This window comes from Pedobacter sp. UC225_65 (genome assembly GCF_042698365.1).
Classification (GTDB): Bacteria; Bacteroidota; Bacteroidia; order Sphingobacteriales; family Sphingobacteriaceae; genus Pedobacter.
The window spans coordinates 3,007,669-3,023,635 of sequence record NZ_CP170550.1; the positions used below are offsets into that span (position 1 = coordinate 3,007,669).

Genomic DNA, 15,967 nt, shown 5'->3' on the forward strand with positions numbered 1-15,967 from the left:
TCTTCGATTGTTACTGCTGCATCGTCTGTTTCTAAAAAGAAAGTATCTATCGTTGCAATCAGTTTGGCTGCTCCAGAATGAGGTCTAAAATAGCCTTGCCAAACGAAAGATAGAAACCTTTGCCTACCAATTGTTGCCCCAGCTCTGCATTTTTATTAAACCCATGGATCATCATTGGCACTTTTACTTTTAACTGCCGTTTTAAGCTGATCAGTTCATCAAATGCCTTTACACAATGCAGGATCAATGGTTTCTTTAGTTTTTCGGCCAGCAAGATCTGCAGGGTTAAGATCTGTAGTTGATTGTCGAGCTTTTCTCCTTTCAGTTTATCTAAACCGCATTCGCCAATCAATTTAACATTGCTTTGTGCCGCTATTTCTGTCAAGCTTTTAAATTGGACATCGAGCTGATCTAAAGTTGCATACCATGGATGTAGCCCTACCGAAATGGGTGTAATGGGCAACAACTGCACCGATGTTAGAGAAAGGCTTTGGATACTTAACACTCCTACCTTTTCTATGGGCCGATGCGTATGGATGTCTAGAAATTGCATTTAATATTGTAACTTTAATTTAGATCTAAATGTACTTCTTCTGTAAAGAATTAGCGAATAGTCTATAAATATAGTAGTCTTTATTACATTTGTTCAATCATATTAAAAACCATGAAGAAAATTATCATTTTATTTGCTGCTTTATTAGTTTCTGCAGCAACTTTTGCACAAGCTCCGGCTACAAAGGAGGCCGTGCATATCTACAACCCTAAAGCCAATGCACAGGCAGATATCGATGCGGCTGTGGCCAAGGCAAAGAAAGAGGGCAAACATGTATTTATCCAAGTTGGGGGCAATTGGTGCATCTGGTGTATCCGTTTCCACGACCTGGTAAATGCAACACCCGAGCTAAAGAATTATCTGAACGACAATTACGAAACCGTGTTATTGAACTGGAGTCCTGAAAACAAAAACGAGGCCGTACTTAAAAAATTAAGCTACCCAGGTCGTTTTGGCTTTCCGGTATTTTTGATCTTGGATGGTAATGGGAAACTGATCCATACCCAAAATTCAGAATATTTAGAAGAAGGCAATGGCCACAGTGTGAAAAAAATCATGGCCTTCCTTAAAAACTGGAATGTTGGTGCCCTGAAACCAGAGAACAATAAATCTTAAAAACAAAAAAGTCTGGAACTTCAACGTTCCAGACTTTTAACTTTCTACTCAGGACTTTTCTTTACAATCCATCGCCATATTTAAAAAAGGTATTTACCGTAACTGGCAATTTACCTGTTGGCACTAGCTTATTGGTAAAAACCGAAGCTGCCGCCTTTTGCATAAAATCTTCTTTTTGATAAGCCACCAATAATGCCTTTGCATTTTCTAAACCTGGCAAATTGGCAATGTTGTATGGATTGGCAAAAAAAGCAAAAGCCGCCTCTTTTTTAGCCATATCCGCAATCAGCATTTTTAGATCTGCACTTAATGGAATATTATTATTTGGACGTATACGAGTATCTACAATGGCAACCACTACTTGGTCTTCGGGCTTGATCTCTGCCAATACTTTTGCAATGGCATTGGCATCAGCATTTTTATCCAGGTTATAATTTATCGAATTTTTGTAGACCATTACCATTTCTTTTTGGAAAACAGTAGCTTCTGGTGTCCCAATATTAATGAATACGGTTCTTTTGTTCGGTGTCAATTGCTGCACAAACTCTCTCCCCTTTAACAAGGTCATACTGGCATCGGCCAATTGTTGCAACAAGTCCATGCTTTCTGGACGGTTTACTTCTGCATATACATTGTCTTCTTTAATGGTCTGTTTTACATTTAAACCTGCCCAATATTTTGCCGTTAGGATCTTCTTCACACTCTGGTCTATACGTTCCATGGTTAAACGCTGGTCTTTAATGGCCTGACGAACCATTTTAACGGCTCTCTTGCTATTTTCAGAAAGCTCTAAAATATCGTTACCTGCAATGATACCCATTACATCGGCTTCGCCATCTTTAAAATACTTTACTACTCCTTTCATCCCCATGGCATCAGAAATGATCATCCTTTAAAGCCGATTTCGTCTTTTAAAATACCTGTAACAATTGGTTTTGACAAAGTTGAAGGCATATTTGGAGTTGCATCTAAGGAAGGGATGTTCATGTGTGCAATCATTACGCCCGCTGCCCCTTGTTTGATCAATTCTTTAAATGGATACATTTCCAAGCTGTCTAAACGCTCTTTTGTAAATTTAAGTTGAGGTAGGTCATAGTGCGAATCTACATCTGTATCTCCATGACCGGGGAAGTGCTTGATACTCACCAATAGCCCTCCATCTTGCATGCCTTTCAGATAAGCTGCTCCTTTTTGAGCGACGTTGTATTTATTTTCACCAAAAGATCGGTAATTGATTACTGGATTTTTAGCATTGTTGTTTACGTCTACATCTGGGGCTAAGTTCATGTGCATCCCAATACGTTTGTAATCTTTGGCTACTTCCAAACCCATTTTATAGATCAGCTCTTTATTCTGTACGGCACCTAATGCCATTTGATAGGGATAGGAAATGGTGCTATCCAAACGCATACCCAAACCCCACTCGCCATCTGAAGCGATGAGCAAAGGTACTCTTGCTTTTTTCTGGTATTGGTTGGTTAGGGCAGCTTGACGGCCTGGACCTCCTTGAAAGAAAACCAGTCCGCCAACTTTTTCTCTTTTGATGACCTTGGCGATTGAATCTGTAAAAGCTTTGCTCTTATTGGTATAGGCAGCTACAAAAAACATCTGCGCTATCTTTTGTTTCTTACTCAGTTTTTTGAATACAGAATCAACCCATTTAGGTTCTTGTTTCAGCAAGTCGATATACGAAGGCTGTTGTGCTTTTACGGTAGTTACGGATATTGAAAAAGCGATACTTAAGCTATAAAAAAAAGTTCTCTTCATTTGATTTAATTGTAGACAAGCCCTAAAATTAGGCAAAATATGTTAGTGTTAAACAAGGTATTTTTTTAATCTGGTTTATTTATACCGGTTCTGGGATGCCAATCATAGCCCAATTGTCTATATTAAATATTCAGCCCAACGCTTCACATTGTATTAAATTTGATACAGCTTAGATGTTACAACACCTATCTCTTCTTTTTCAAAAAAATAAAAATTGTTATTGCTTTAAATTGTGTAGGAACCAATATCTAACTGGTTTTTTAGTCGACTTTGACACCTCAATTATTTTTTTTGGCACATTTATTCTGCAAGGCTTAACAATTCACATTATTAAACCAGAAACCTATAAGTTTCAAAATCTATTCAAATTAAAATGAAAAAAATCTTAATCCTAGCAATTGGCCTGTTCGTTACGGGCGTTGCAAATGCACAATCTACAGATAAGGCCATTAAATTAGGCGCAAAAGCGGGTGTAAACATCTCTAACATTATCAAAGATGATGGAAACAATAATTTTAAAACCGATTATCTAGTAGGTTACCATGCAGGTATTACCTTAGACATTAAATTGTTAGAAAACCTTGCCTTTACACCTGAGGCTTTATATTCTACCAAAGGTTATAAATCAACTTCTACTTTTGGAGAGTATACCCAAACTACACATTTTATTGATATTCCAATCTTGGCGAGTATCAGATTGGCCGAAGGGCTTAATGTAGTGGCTGGTCCTCAGGTATCGTTCTTGTTATCGACTAATAACAAATTTGAAACCGGATTTGGTACAGCTGAACAAAAAATTGTGGAAGACAGCTCTGACCGTTTTAAAAAGAGTTTGGTTGGTGGTGTAATCGGTTTTAGATATGACTTTAGCAATAAAGTTGGTATCAATGGCCGTTATGCTTTAGACTTCCAGAAAAACAACGAAAATGGGACTTCGCAAACACCTGAGTTTAAAAACCAAGTATTTCAGGTTGGTTTAGGCTTAAAATTTTAAGTTAACTTAACACGTCAGCTCATGTTGATTAAGGGAGGCCGTCTGCTAGCAGACGGCCTTTTTTATCCTACAATTTTTAAGAATCCAATGCTGACACTTCTACAATCAAGTATGACTTTATGCCTTCGGGCATCTCCCAATTGAGTTCGGCTCCTTGTTCGTAACCCAACATAGCCACGCCAATTGGCGACAGGATGGACAAGGTATTATTTTTTCTTTTGGCCTTGTTTTCAGCCACCAGATTGTAGGTATATTCTTTACCCGAATCCAATTCTCTTACCTTCACTTTTCTATCTATACTCACTATGGTTTCTGGTAATTCTCTTCTTAATACCTGTCTTGCCGACCGTAGTTCCAACTCTAACTTCAGCTCGTTGTAACGGCTTAGTTTTTTTCTTTTGATATGGTCTTTTAACAGATCAAAAATACCTCTTGATAAAATAATCGGTGTCTGGTTTGTTTTTATTGCTGTACTGTTCATTAAAATTTTGATTTAAATAATTGATAGGCACTCATGCCTTTATAATTTATTTTACCTAACAACGGCCTCAGCAACATGGTGCCGAGGCTCAATCATCAAAATCTTTACTACACATTACATGGAAAAAGGGAATGATCATGTCTGGTCTCCATTCGTCTTTTCGTTCACTACATTCAAGATCTGAAACTTTTTCAATCCTGCTGGCACTTTCCATTCTACAAATTCATCTTTTCTAAATCCGATCAGGGCTGCGCCCATTGGGGTCAGAATAGAGATTTTATTTTGTCGCATGTCTGCATATTGTGGCATTACAATGGTAAACTCCATCTTCATCTGCGTATTTAGGTCCAATAGTTGTACTTTAGAATTCAGCCTAATTCCATGTGGAGGAAAAGCTTCTTCTTTTACAATTACGGCCCTACTCAGCTCATTGGCCAAAGACATTTCTTTAGTAGGTATCTGCTTTTTTGTTATAGTAAGGTTTAAGCAGGTTAAAATCTGCTTCGGTCATCACTACCGCGTTTTTCTCATTTGGGTTCATCTTATCTAGGTTTTAGTTTAACATTTCGGTTTTAAGCCAACGTTCTTTGAGGATATCATCTACCCGATCAAAGTAGGTCTGCTTAAAGCTCTTGGTGGTTAAGGGGTCTATTTTCCTGAAGAATTTTTCAGGCTTGATACCTGATATATATTCAAAACCACAAGCTTCCATCATTTCTGTAATGGCGTTCAGGGTGTGGCGATGGTAATTGGCCACCCTTACCCTTTTATCGGTAACCTTTAATCCGTTATACAGACTTTTCTCTTGTGTGGCGATACCTGCTGGGCAATGTCCACTGTCACATTTTAAAGCTTGGATACAGCCTAACGAGAACATCATCCCCCTGGCACTGTAGCAGGCACTAGCGCCTAAGGCCAACACCTTCATCACGTCAAAAGCGGTAATGATCTTACCTGAGGCAATTATCTTTACACTTTTCTGTAGGCCAAATAGCTGCAGTGTCTGCGTTACAAAAGCAATGGCATCGTACAATGGCATGCCGATACTGTCTGTAAATTCTAAAGGTGCAGCTCCTGTACCTCCTTCGGCACCATCAACGGTGATGAAGTCTGGTACAACCCCCGTTAAGGTAATGGCTTCGCATATTTTTATAAATTCTTGTTTATTACCAATACAGAGCTTAAACCCAACAGGTTTATATCCAGAAAGTGTCCTCAAAAAGCCCACAAAACGAATCATGTCAACGGGGTTGGCAAAACTACTGTGTGCTGGTGGCGAGTATACCGTGGTATGTGGTGTTACATTTCTGATCCTGCAATTTCAACAGTATTTTTACTGGCCGGCAGTATGCCCCCATGCCCAGGTTTGGCGCCTTGCGAAAGCTTCAGCTCTATCATTTTCACTTTTTCTTGTGCGGCAACTGCTTTAAACAGCGGTGGGCTAAACTTGCCAAAGGCATCCCTACAGCCAAAGTAACCAGTTCCGATCTGCCAGTCGAATTCTCCTCCCTGTAAATGGTATTCGCTAATTCCTCCTTCGCCTGTATTGTGTGCAAATCCCCCTATTTTGGCTCCTTGGTTCAACGAGGCAATGGCTGTTTTACTTAAGGCCCCATAACTCATCGCACCAATATTGAGGATGCTTGCACTATAAGGCTGTTTGCACAGATTGTTGCCAATGCTTACCCTTAAATTATGCTTTACTTTTAAAGGGAAGATGGAATGTGCCACCCACTCGTACCCTGGTTTATTAGGATCTTCCTGCATGCCAAATGCTACGGTCTGCCTCACATCTTTAGCCCTCTGGTAAACGATGGAACGCTGTCTTCTGCTAAAGGGTTTTCCGTCTAGGTCTGATTCTAAAAAATATTGCCGCAGCTCTGGACTGATTGACTCGAAGAAATAACGGAAATAACCCAACAAAGGGAAATTATAAAGAATGGTATGTTGTTTTTGAAACACATTATATAACGCCAACAACAATAGACCCATGGTAAATGGCAATGCCCAAAACCAATTGGCAGCGGTAAACATAGCTTGAAAAAGCACAAATGCATTAAGACCGAAAAAAGCTAAAATAAGGATAGCTCTGATCGAAGGTCTTTTCAGATCTCGAAACATGGTAGTAGAATTAAATTTTTGAAAAAGGAAATACTAGAAAAATCCCCCAGACCTAAACAATTGTTTTAAAAGACTGGGGCGGTAGTATTGAAGTCCTTAAAGGCAGAGAAAAAATACAACTCGCAGCAATGGCTGTTGTACGTTTTGTTAAAAACAGCACAATCCTCTACAATAACCATTTTAGGATTATTGTGGATAAGGGAGGTGATATGAACATTGCTGCTTCTCATGTTGGTACAAACGTAACAATTATTATGTACTAAAAAGAAGATTTGTATTTTAATGGGGCATTTTACACCATTTTGACAGTGTTTTATGAAATGTAATGACCATGAAGCAACTATTGGTATTTTAATTCTTGTATAGGATGTACTACATTTTTGTATTTATTGGTTTGCTAAAACATGCCATATAAGAACAATAGCATTAATAGCTGATAATCAATATTTTAAATTCAAAAAACAGCAGTTTTCAAACATCAATATTTGAGTTTTGGCATGGTTATTACAGTTATTGTGTACAAAACAAAAATATAAACTATGAAAAAATTATTCGTTATAGGTTTGGGCTTAATGCTGTCGACAGCTGCCTTAACTACAAAAGCACAAAATATGGATGCCAAGATTGGGATCAAGGCTGGTGGTAATTTGATGATGGGCGGAAAGTTTGAGGTAGGCGGTGCTTCATACACTTCTAAATATACCGCAGGATTTCAGGCAGGTGTTTTCTTAGACCTTCCTTTAAGTGAGCGCTTATCGTTTATACCAGAGGTGATGTATGCACAAAAGGGTTCAAAATTTGAAGGCTCGGTATCAGGTACTAATGGCGAAATCCGTACCAAAACTGGTTATATCGACATTCCGGTACTCTTAGCAATCAATGCAACACCAGAACTACAATTTGTATTGGGTCCTCAGGCTTCTCTATTGCTGAACCAGAAAACGACAACGTATGTGAATGGCCAAAGTATTGGCTCTACAACAGACAAGGATGATTTTAGGAAGTCTATTGCTGGTGGAGTTGTTGGTTTGGGGTATAAGTTCAACCCGAACATGAACATCAATGCTCGTTACAACATGGATTTCCAATCGTTTGGCAAAGACAACATTGATCAGGACAAAGCACGTTTTAGTGGTTTCGCTTTGTCGCTTGGTTATAGTTTCTAATTAACGTCTTAACTCTAAAGTGGCCCTCGTATCCGTAAGGAACGGGGGTTTTTTATTAGCTTATTTTTAGTTGCTTTTGCGTATTTTGGCGCAATGAAAGCAAGGGAGAAACAGTTGGCTTTTGATAGCCTATTGCAGCAATATCAGCATTTTGGCCTAGCTGTTGACAAGATTGACGTGCAAACTGATTTTACGATCCATAACCTTGCTGATATTCATTTGGCACTTCCTTTTAAATCTCCAGTATACCGAGCCAATTTCTTTTCTTTCGTTTTTACCAAAAATGGAAGGGGCAATTATACAACTGATCATCTTGACTTTGGTATTGTTCCGGGAACCATCTATTTTACCAATCCCGGACATTATAAATCGCATGAGTGGTTTGAGCTCGAGAATGCTTTTTTGATTACTCTGAGTGAATCCTTTTTGAAGGAGAACGTACATGCGGCCATCTTTGAGGAATTTCCTTTTTTATTGGCCGAAACTGTCCCCCCTCGTGTTTTGCCTCCTACACAATTTGCCGAGTTTGAGCAGCTGTACTTGCAGATCAATAAGGAGTATCAGACCAACTCGCCTTACCGTAACCGCATGATCGGTAGTTTATTTGTGGTGCTGTTGTTAAAGGTGAAAACTTATTTCTGGGCGGATTATAACCCTATTTATGAGGGTAACCGGAGCTCGCAGATTGTAAAGGGGTTTAAATTATTGTTGGAACAACATTATCGTGACCTAGGAACTGGAAAAACCAATATGACCTTTCGAGTGCAGGATTATGCTGACGCACTTGGATTGCATCCCAATTACCTGAGCAGTGTGATCAAAAGTAAAACGGGAAAAGCGATTGGAGCTTGGATTGCAGAGAAGACAATTGCAGAGGCAAAAGCCATGTTACAAAATTCTACTGTTTCGGTTAAAGAAATTGCTTTTAGGTTAGGCTTTACAGAGGCTGCACATTTTAGCAACTATTTTAAGAAACATACTGAAGTTTCGCCTGTATTGTTTAGGAGGCAAAATGTTTAGGTGCTTCTGTTGTCATCATTTTTAGAATTATAGAATACATAGAAAGCTTTATCATTCTTAAATATTGACCACATAGTGATTATAGTTCGATACCAAATTGTTTAATGCTTTATCTATGTTTTCCATATGGTGGCCATATGATCACATAACCATAAAGCGGTATGCTAATAGAGAAAACAATTTGACCATAGAGGAACATAGGATACATAAAGAGTTCGCTCATTACACCAGCTTTTACTTTTCTGCTTAGGATTTTGTATGTAATCCTTTAAGTTCTGTATCTTTTCTATTGTTTTCTGCTTCATCTTTGTACCATCGTTTTAAAATAAAAACATATGATTGATTTAACGGATAAAGTAATATTAGTAACTGGTTCTTCGAGAGGTATCGGTGCTACCATAGCACAGCAATTGGCAACTGCTGGTGCCAAAGTCATTGTAAATTATGCTGGTGGAAAAACCGCTGCCGAGGAAGTGGTACTACAGATCAAAAACAAAGGTGGTGATGCCATTGCATTACAGGCCGATGTGAGCAAAACAGATGAGGTAAAAAACTTGTTCGACCAAGCGATTGCGCATTATGGAAAAATAGATGTATTGGTTAACAACGCAGGCATTATGATCAATAGCTTGATCAAGGATACGACTGATGCAGATTTTAACCGACAGTTTGATATCAATGTAAAGGGCACTTTTAATACTTTACGTGAGGCGGCTACCAGATTGGCCGACAAAGGGAGCATCATCAATTTTTCTACTTCGGTTAATCGCTTGATGTTGCCTACTTATGGCACTTATGTGGCTACTAAGGCTGCAGTTGAACAATTAACTCGCGTTTTTGCAAAAGAGGTTGGATCTAGGGGTATCAATGTCAATTCTATCTCTCCGGGACCTACCAATACCGAACTATTTACGCAGGGTAAATCGCAAGAGCTCATTGACCGTTTAGCATCGCTTTCTGCTTTTAACCGCATTGCAGAACCTGAAGATATTGCCAATGTAGTGCTGTTTTTGGCGAGCGATGAGGCCAAATGGATCACGGCACAGAACTTGGGCGCTAATGGAGGGATGGCCTAAGGTTCGTTGGTTCATTTTTTCAATAGTCATTGGTTGATTGCTTGGCGCCCAGATTAGATAATAGCAAATAATTCGGTTTTATTCCTTTTTAAAAACAATTGGATTGGTGATGTGGTTAGTATAGTAACGCTTGGTTTATTTTTTTAATTAATTGTAAGAGTTATGAAAAACGGAAATACACCTAAAAACAACCAGCATGTACAGCAAGGCAGTACGATAGCTGATCGAACGCACCACGATGTAAAATTGGACAAGAAAAAAATCGGGATTACCAATGGTGGTGGCCAACGATCAGATCAGACTTCTAATCGCGACAATGAGCGCAAGAGAGGACAATGATCAACTCAACTATATGTTTTTTAACAAATTATAAATAACAACAACGCCCATGATATAAATTATCATGGGCGTTGTTCTAACAGCACTTCACACAACACATTGGTTATCAAAATATAACAGAAAAAAAAAGAATCAAATTGGTATATTAGTATAATCTACCTTTTGTGCAACGTATTGTTTTATCTGTTGTCTTTTGTGTATGCTGAAAAATTTAATCCTGACACTCGTCTTGTTAGCGACAAGCACTGTCCTTTTCGCCCAAGTACCTCATGATAATCCTTTAAAAACCCGATTGGATTCTGTTGTGCACAAAGCAGCCCTTGTTTACCTGAAAGAAAACAAGCGAATGGCTGTTTCGCTGGGATTTATTGCAAACAATAAGTCTTTTAGTTACCATTATGGCGAAACTTCTCCCGGTTCTGGCAAGATACCTACCGCCCAATCTATTTACGAGATTGGTTCGATTACCAAAACTTTTACGGGGCTTTTGGTAGCGCATGCGGTTAACGAAGGTAAAATGAAGCTTACTGACGATATCAGAAAGTTTTTACCAAGTGGTTTCACTAATCTACAATATCCCAATGGTCGATCCAGTAAGGGTAATCTATCTATTGGCGCATGTGGCCAAATTTCCAAATGGTTTTACTGAGGAGGGCAAGGCTTTGGCAAATGAGGAGTCATTTTTGAGCAATTTGGGGCAAATCAAACTCGATAGTTTGAAAAGCTTTAAGTATGCTTATTCTAATGTAGGGTATCAATTGTTAGGGTATGCATTAGAAAGGATATATGGAAAATCATACCAAGATCTGGTACAGCAGTATATCGCCAAGCCTTTACAGATGACGCATACCAAAGTAAGTTTCCCTGTGACCGATCAAGCGCAAATTTTAAATGGTTATAAGATTGGTCAAGAAAAAGCCACTGCAATGGGTTTTACTTTTCCGGGTGCTGGTGGCCTAAGGTCTACTTTACCTGACATGCTTAATTATTTGAAGTACCAGTTGGCAGTACCTGATGAAATGGTAAGGCTTAGCCATAGGATCACTTCTGGCGACATTGATGAGGGCGCTCATGCTTTTCAATGGAATGTGGGCAAATTATGGAACTGGGACTATTACCTGACAACGGATGGTGGCACAAGAGGCTTCAGGAGTTTCTGTATTTTTTATCCTGATTATAAGATGGCATTTATTGCACTCTCCAACGAAACTGATGAACAGTCTGGTGGTCGATCTATATCGTTTTACCGCTGCTGTTTTTAATGAATTGAAAAAGAGTAAACACTAACCACACTCGTTTGGGTTCCACCGCTTACTTTATATTAGACCTGCATTGACAATTACCGTAGATACATATTGATGGCACTGTTACAAAATGAACAAAATAAACAGCATAATCAATTAACGATGAACACATTAATAGCTATCTTCAATGTAAACTATTAACTAATTTAATCACTAAAATTTACGATGATGAAAAAAGCAAGACTTGTTTTATTAACTTTTGTACTCATTTGTGGTACTACGCTTTCTAACAGGATAGAAGCCAGCCAACAGGTTTCTAAACCAATTATCTACACTTATTATAATGCCGTATCAGAAATTTGGATCGATTACAATCCTGGTAATAATACAATTTCTGATGTTAGGTACATGAATCCTCCTTACGAAACTCAAGCTACAACTTGGGACAGTTCTACTGCTGTTGTTACTGAAGTGTCGACCACAGAAATTTACATCCAATATTTTGAAGTAATGTTAGATGATGAATGGGGAATTGTAGATGGAACTTTTATTAGGGTGGATTAAAATTACATCAATCTAAAAAAGCTCCTAGTGGAGCTTTTTCAGTATTTAAACTAGATTGTTATTAACCCTAAACTTTATATTTGTGTATCAAATAAAATCTAATGCCAGAGCTACTCGTTTTATGTTTTATGTTGATCCCACAACTGGTTGCTGGGGTTTTTGCCAAAAATATGGGTAAAAGTTTTTGGTTCTGGTTTTTCATCTCTTTTCTGATTCCGATCGTTTCTTTGATCGTACTGCTCTTCTTGGATAACAAAAAGGAAGAACGCCAAGGTTACGAGCTTGCAGACCATGTGAAGAAAAGGGATAAACCTCAGCTACCCACGAATAGTTAAGTATATGGTCTTCATCCCTAAAATCCATTCTTATAGGGTACTGGCTACGTTCATCATGATAAAGTCTACGCTCGTGTACTTTCTCTTTTTGCTTTAGGATAGTTTTTGTTGTTTTGTTTCGTAATTTAATCGTAGCAATGATGAAAAGCGAAACGAAGGGTTTATCGTTATACTGGAAATGCCAACTGATCGGTTGGTCTTTGGCTTCGCTTTATTGGACCTTGATGGGGGCTATTGGTAGTAATTTCAGCATCCTTTTGGCCATTGTCCATTTTCTGGGCGACCTGATCATCTACATCTTACCCACCCATCTATTTAGGGCCATTTCTTTACGAAATAACTGGGGTCAATTACGGCCCAAGCAATTGCTGCCCATTGTTATCCCTGCGGTGATTGTACTGGGTCTGGTATTTATGACACTAACGATCTGTAAAAATTATTGGATAGGTGCTTCCTTACATCCTCAATTGTACGGAAGTTTTGCAACTAATTTTAAGAATTCATGGATCGTAACCTGGATGACGGGTATCAGGTTGATGTCTATCTGGATATTGGCCTATTATGCCTACCATTTTGCACAAGCAGAGATCAAAGCCAATAGGGAAAATGCAAGATTGGCATTGGTAGCCAAAAATGCACAACTCGAGCAGTTAAGGGCCCAGCTTAATCCGCACTTTTTCTTTAATTCTTTAAACAACATCAAAGGTTTGGTGATCGAAAATCCTACCGGTGCCAGACGTGCCATAGATCTACTTTCCGAACTGTTGCGCTCTTCTTTGTATGGTGGGGATGCCGCCTTGATCCTATTAAAACAAGAAATAGATTTGATCAGGGATTATCTTGAATTGGAAAAAATGCGTCTGGAAGACCGCTTACAGTGGGATATTGTAGTGGATGAAGAGATGCTCGAGGTATTGGTGTTGCCTTTATGCATACAGACTTTGGTAGAGAATGCAATCAAACATGGCATTGCACAGCGTAAAGATGGTGGTACCATTGTGATCAGAGTAGGCAAAGCCGATGATTTTTTAAGGGTAACCGTAAGGAATGAGGGAAATTTAAGGGATGGCCAGACCAGAGGATTGGGTCTAAAAAATTTAAAGGAAAGATTAGACCTACAGTATAACGGTAAGGCCGATTTTTCTTTGACTTTGATCGGCGACGATTTTGTTTTAGCTACGTTATTGATTCCAATTTATGAAAAGGTTTAAAGTAATTGTGATCGATGACGAGCGCTTGGCTCGTGAAGAAATGAAACGTGGCTTGGTTGCATACCCTGAACTTGAAGTAGTTGGCGAAGCGGCCAATGCAGATGAAGCTGAACTGCTGATCAATTTATTACAACCCGCATTGATCTTTTTGGATATCCAGATGCCCGGACGTTCTGGTTTTGAGCTTTTAGAAGGGCTTACTGTAGTCCCTGAAGTCATTTTCACCACTGCTTTTGATCAATATGCAGTAAAGGCTTTTGAGTTGAGCGCGTTGGATTACCTAGTGAAACCCATCAGGCAGGAAAGGTTAGAGAAAGCCATGGAAAAGGTTAGAAACAGACTTAACCTCAATTTTGCCAATGGCAGTGCACTACAAGTTACACATAGCTTATTTGTTAAGGAGGGCGATAAATATCATTTGATACCGGTTAAGGATATTTATGTGATCGAATCGATAGGTAATTATGTGCGTTTATATTTTAACAAGGAAAGGGTGTTTTTAAAACGCTCGCTAAGTTTAATGGAACGTGCTTTGGATGGGTCTGTTTTTTTTAGGATCAATCGTACCTTAATTGTGAATATTACATTCATAAAAGCGGTTGATACTGAAGCTAATGGTAGATTGGCATTGACTTTGGCCAATGGCGATCAGCATACGGTTTCTAGTAGACAGACAGCCGTATTTAAGGCACGTAACCTGTTTTAATTAATTATTCAAGTTTATTTAATTGATATGAAGATGAGAAATTTCTTGTCCCTGGCATTCTTTTGCCTATTTTTTGGAAGCTGTGCTTTTGCGCAGCAAGCGAATGTATTTGTTTTTGACCGGAGCGATTATATCGTTCAAGACAGTATTTTGATCAAAACACCCGATGGCGCACAGGTTTCGGCCTTAGTGGTCCGCAAAAAGGAAGTTAAAATACCCTTGCCCACTATTCTTTCATTTACAATCTACGCTAGACAAACCGACTTAAAAAAGGCCAAAGAGGCTGCAGATAAAGGTTATGTTGGGGTGGTAGCTTATACCAGGGGCAAAAAGAACAGTCCTGATATCGCAGTGCCTTATGAGCATGATGGCGATGATGTGAATGCGGTGATCAATTGGATCTGCAAACAGACTTGGAGCAATCAAAAAGTTGGCATGTACGGGGGCAGCTATAATGGTTTTGCACAGTGGGCAGCAACCAAAAAACTGCATCCTGCCTTAAAAACAATCGTTCCTTCCGCTGCTGCTGCTCCAGGCCTTGATGTACCTATGACCAATAATGTTGTCATGAGTTTTCCATTTTCGTGGACCTATTATGTAACCAACAATAAGCTTTTGGACAATGATGATTACAACAACAAACAATGGAACGACCTTGACGATCGTTGGTACCAATCGGGGAAGGCTTACCCTATGTTGGATAGTTTGATGGGCAGACCCAAAAACAGCATTTTTAGACGTTGGTTGGCCCACCCTGCCTACGACAGTTATTGGCAGTCTATCATCCCTACAAAACAGATTTCGCTAAAATCAATATTCCAATATTAACTACTACCGGTTATTTTGATGGCGGGCAAATCGGCGCGCTGTATTATTATCGCGAACATCTTAAGTATAATCCGAAAGCCGAGCATTATGTGATGATTGGTCCGTATGGACATTTTGGGTCGCAGGGTTACCCCGATTCGGTGTACAATGGCTATAAGATTGATCCAGTGGCGAATATTCCAATCCACGACATCATCTACGATTGGTTTGCCTACATCTTAAAAGGTGGTCCAAAACCAAGTGTATTGAAGGATAAGATCAATTACCAGTTGATGGGCAGCAACGAGTGGAGGCATGCTCCTTCGTTACAAAGGACTGGTAATGATTCGTTAGTACTATACCTGAGTAGCAAGCACACTGACAGCATTTTTAAACTGGAGGCCAAAAAACCCTTAAAAGAAGCTTTTGTGAAGCAGGTGATAGATTTTAAGGACCGTAATGATAAGCACAGTTACTTTTGGCAGCGTAACATCAGTTATGATACTTTATACCATAATGGAGTGATGTTTGTAAGTTGATCCTTTACCGAAAAACGTTGACCTTGCCCGGAACTTTACGGGGCAGATCAAAGCGGCAATCAATAAAAAGGATATGGACTACAGTGTAGTGTTGTTTGAGCTTACACCAGAGGGGAAATATTTTTACCTTTCGTACTTTATGGGACGGGCCAGTTATGCCACTAGCGTAACTAAGCGAAAGTTATTAACGCCCGGAAAGAAAGAAACCCTTCCTTTTAGCAATACTTACATGAGTGCAAAGAGATTGTCTAAGGGCAGTAGGATTGTAATACTGGTCAACATCAATAAGAGTGCGAGCGAACAGATCAATTATGGTACCGGCAGGGATGTAAATACAGAAACGATCAAAGATGCGGGTAGACCATTAGAGGTGAAGTGGTTTAATGATAGCTTTGTAGTTTTACCGATTTTGAAGTAAAATTTGTCATG

Annotated in this window: 16 protein-coding genes and 3 pseudogenes; 14 read left to right on the forward strand and 5 right to left on the reverse strand. The window is 39.1% G+C overall.

The genetic code is table 11. The features are described 5' to 3' along the window. Nucleotides 1–58 precede the first annotated feature (58 nt). Complete coding sequence (locus ACFJIZ_RS15735; RefSeq protein ID WP_379086020.1) at nucleotides 59–553, reverse strand: TatD family hydrolase; 495 nt, start codon at nucleotides 551–553, stop codon at nucleotides 59–61. Nucleotides 554–664: 111 nt separating this feature from the next. On the opposite strand from ACFJIZ_RS15735, the gene ACFJIZ_RS15740 reads away from it, so the two are divergent. Further along, nucleotides 665–1,168 (forward strand): thioredoxin family protein, encoded by a 504-nt coding sequence (locus ACFJIZ_RS15740; protein WP_379086023.1) that lies wholly within the window; start codon nucleotides 665–667, stop codon nucleotides 1,166–1,168. A gap of 61 nt (nucleotides 1,169–1,229) precedes the next feature. Here the strand turns inward: ACFJIZ_RS15740 and ACFJIZ_RS15745 are convergent. Then, a pseudogene (locus ACFJIZ_RS15745) lies at nucleotides 1,230–2,935 on the reverse strand (glycoside hydrolase family 3 protein). A gap of 373 nt (nucleotides 2,936–3,308) precedes the next feature. Here ACFJIZ_RS15745 and ACFJIZ_RS15750 point away from each other — a divergent pair. Further along, nucleotides 3,309–3,929, forward strand: a complete 621-nt coding sequence (locus ACFJIZ_RS15750; protein ID WP_379086026.1) for a porin family protein — start codon at nucleotides 3,309–3,311, stop codon at nucleotides 3,927–3,929. A 76-nt stretch (nucleotides 3,930–4,005) separates the two neighbouring features. On the opposite strand, the gene ACFJIZ_RS15755 is transcribed toward ACFJIZ_RS15750, so the two are convergent. The 3 genes and pseudogenes from ACFJIZ_RS15755 to ACFJIZ_RS15765 all read right to left on the reverse strand — a co-directional run bounded on the left by ACFJIZ_RS15755 (nucleotide 4,006) and on the right by ACFJIZ_RS15765 (nucleotide 6,531). Beyond that, nucleotides 4,006–4,410: a GreA/GreB family elongation factor gene (locus tag ACFJIZ_RS15755; protein ID WP_379086029.1), complete on the reverse strand. Its 405-nt coding sequence runs from the start codon at nucleotides 4,408–4,410 to the stop codon at nucleotides 4,006–4,008. A gap of 135 nt (nucleotides 4,411–4,545) precedes the next feature. Then, nucleotides 4,546–4,854 carry a GreA/GreB family elongation factor gene (locus ACFJIZ_RS15760; RefSeq protein ID WP_379086032.1) on the reverse strand — a complete coding sequence of 103 codons (309 nt, stop codon included), beginning with the start codon at nucleotides 4,852–4,854 and terminating at the stop codon, nucleotides 4,546–4,548. A gap of 109 nt (nucleotides 4,855–4,963) precedes the next feature. Further along, nucleotides 4,964–6,531 (reverse strand): annotated as a pseudogene (locus ACFJIZ_RS15765) (FMN-binding glutamate synthase family protein). A 539-nt stretch (nucleotides 6,532–7,070) separates the two neighbouring features. Between ACFJIZ_RS15765 and ACFJIZ_RS15770 the strand changes: the two are divergent. From ACFJIZ_RS15770 to ACFJIZ_RS15825, 12 genes and pseudogenes are all read left to right on the forward strand, one after another. Further along, entirely contained in the window at nucleotides 7,071–7,697 is a 627-nt protein-coding gene (locus ACFJIZ_RS15770; protein WP_379086035.1) for a porin family protein, read from the forward strand. A gap of 93 nt (nucleotides 7,698–7,790) precedes the next feature. Further along, a complete protein-coding gene (locus tag ACFJIZ_RS15775; protein WP_379086038.1) occupies nucleotides 7,791–8,717 on the forward strand; it encodes a helix-turn-helix domain-containing protein in 927 nt (308 codons plus the stop codon). A 335-nt stretch (nucleotides 8,718–9,052) separates the two neighbouring features. Then, nucleotides 9,053–9,793, forward strand: a complete 741-nt coding sequence (locus ACFJIZ_RS15780; RefSeq protein ID WP_379086041.1) for an SDR family oxidoreductase — start codon at nucleotides 9,053–9,055, stop codon at nucleotides 9,791–9,793. Nucleotides 9,794–9,955: 162 nt separating this feature from the next. Then, complete coding sequence (locus ACFJIZ_RS15785) at nucleotides 9,956–10,132, forward strand: hypothetical protein (protein ID WP_379086045.1); 177 nt, start codon at nucleotides 9,956–9,958, stop codon at nucleotides 10,130–10,132. 346 nt (nucleotides 10,133–10,478) lie between these two features. Continuing rightward, nucleotides 10,479–11,394, forward strand: a pseudogene (locus tag ACFJIZ_RS15790) (serine hydrolase domain-containing protein). Nucleotides 11,395–11,604: 210 nt separating this feature from the next. After that, nucleotides 11,605–11,940 (forward strand): hypothetical protein, encoded by a 336-nt coding sequence (locus tag ACFJIZ_RS15795; RefSeq protein ID WP_379086048.1) that lies wholly within the window; start codon nucleotides 11,605–11,607, stop codon nucleotides 11,938–11,940. 101 nt (nucleotides 11,941–12,041) lie between these two features. After that, entirely contained in the window at nucleotides 12,042–12,275 is a 234-nt protein-coding gene (locus ACFJIZ_RS15800; RefSeq protein WP_379086051.1) for a hypothetical protein, read from the forward strand. A 140-nt stretch (nucleotides 12,276–12,415) separates the two neighbouring features. Next, nucleotides 12,416–13,486 (forward strand): sensor histidine kinase, encoded by a 1,071-nt coding sequence (locus ACFJIZ_RS15805; protein ID WP_379086054.1) that lies wholly within the window; start codon nucleotides 12,416–12,418, stop codon nucleotides 13,484–13,486. Beyond that, the gene (locus tag ACFJIZ_RS15810; RefSeq protein WP_379086057.1) at nucleotides 13,473–14,192 is read left to right on the forward strand and encodes a LytR/AlgR family response regulator transcription factor; all 720 of its coding nucleotides are present in this window, start codon (nucleotides 13,473–13,475) and stop codon (nucleotides 14,190–14,192) included. Before ACFJIZ_RS15805 ends, ACFJIZ_RS15810 begins: the two co-directional genes overlap by 14 nt. 33 nt (nucleotides 14,193–14,225) lie before the next feature. Beyond that, complete coding sequence (locus ACFJIZ_RS15815) at nucleotides 14,226–15,020, forward strand: CocE/NonD family hydrolase (RefSeq protein WP_379086060.1); 795 nt, start codon at nucleotides 14,226–14,228, stop codon at nucleotides 15,018–15,020. Beyond that, nucleotides 14,963–15,538 (forward strand): hypothetical protein, encoded by a 576-nt coding sequence (locus tag ACFJIZ_RS15820; protein WP_379086063.1) that lies wholly within the window; start codon nucleotides 14,963–14,965, stop codon nucleotides 15,536–15,538. Before ACFJIZ_RS15815 ends, ACFJIZ_RS15820 begins: the two co-directional genes overlap by 58 nt. A gap of 73 nt (nucleotides 15,539–15,611) precedes the next feature. Then, nucleotides 15,612–15,956: a hypothetical protein gene (locus tag ACFJIZ_RS15825; protein ID WP_379086066.1), complete on the forward strand. Its 345-nt coding sequence runs from the start codon at nucleotides 15,612–15,614 to the stop codon at nucleotides 15,954–15,956. Nucleotides 15,957–15,967: the final 11 nt, after the last annotated feature.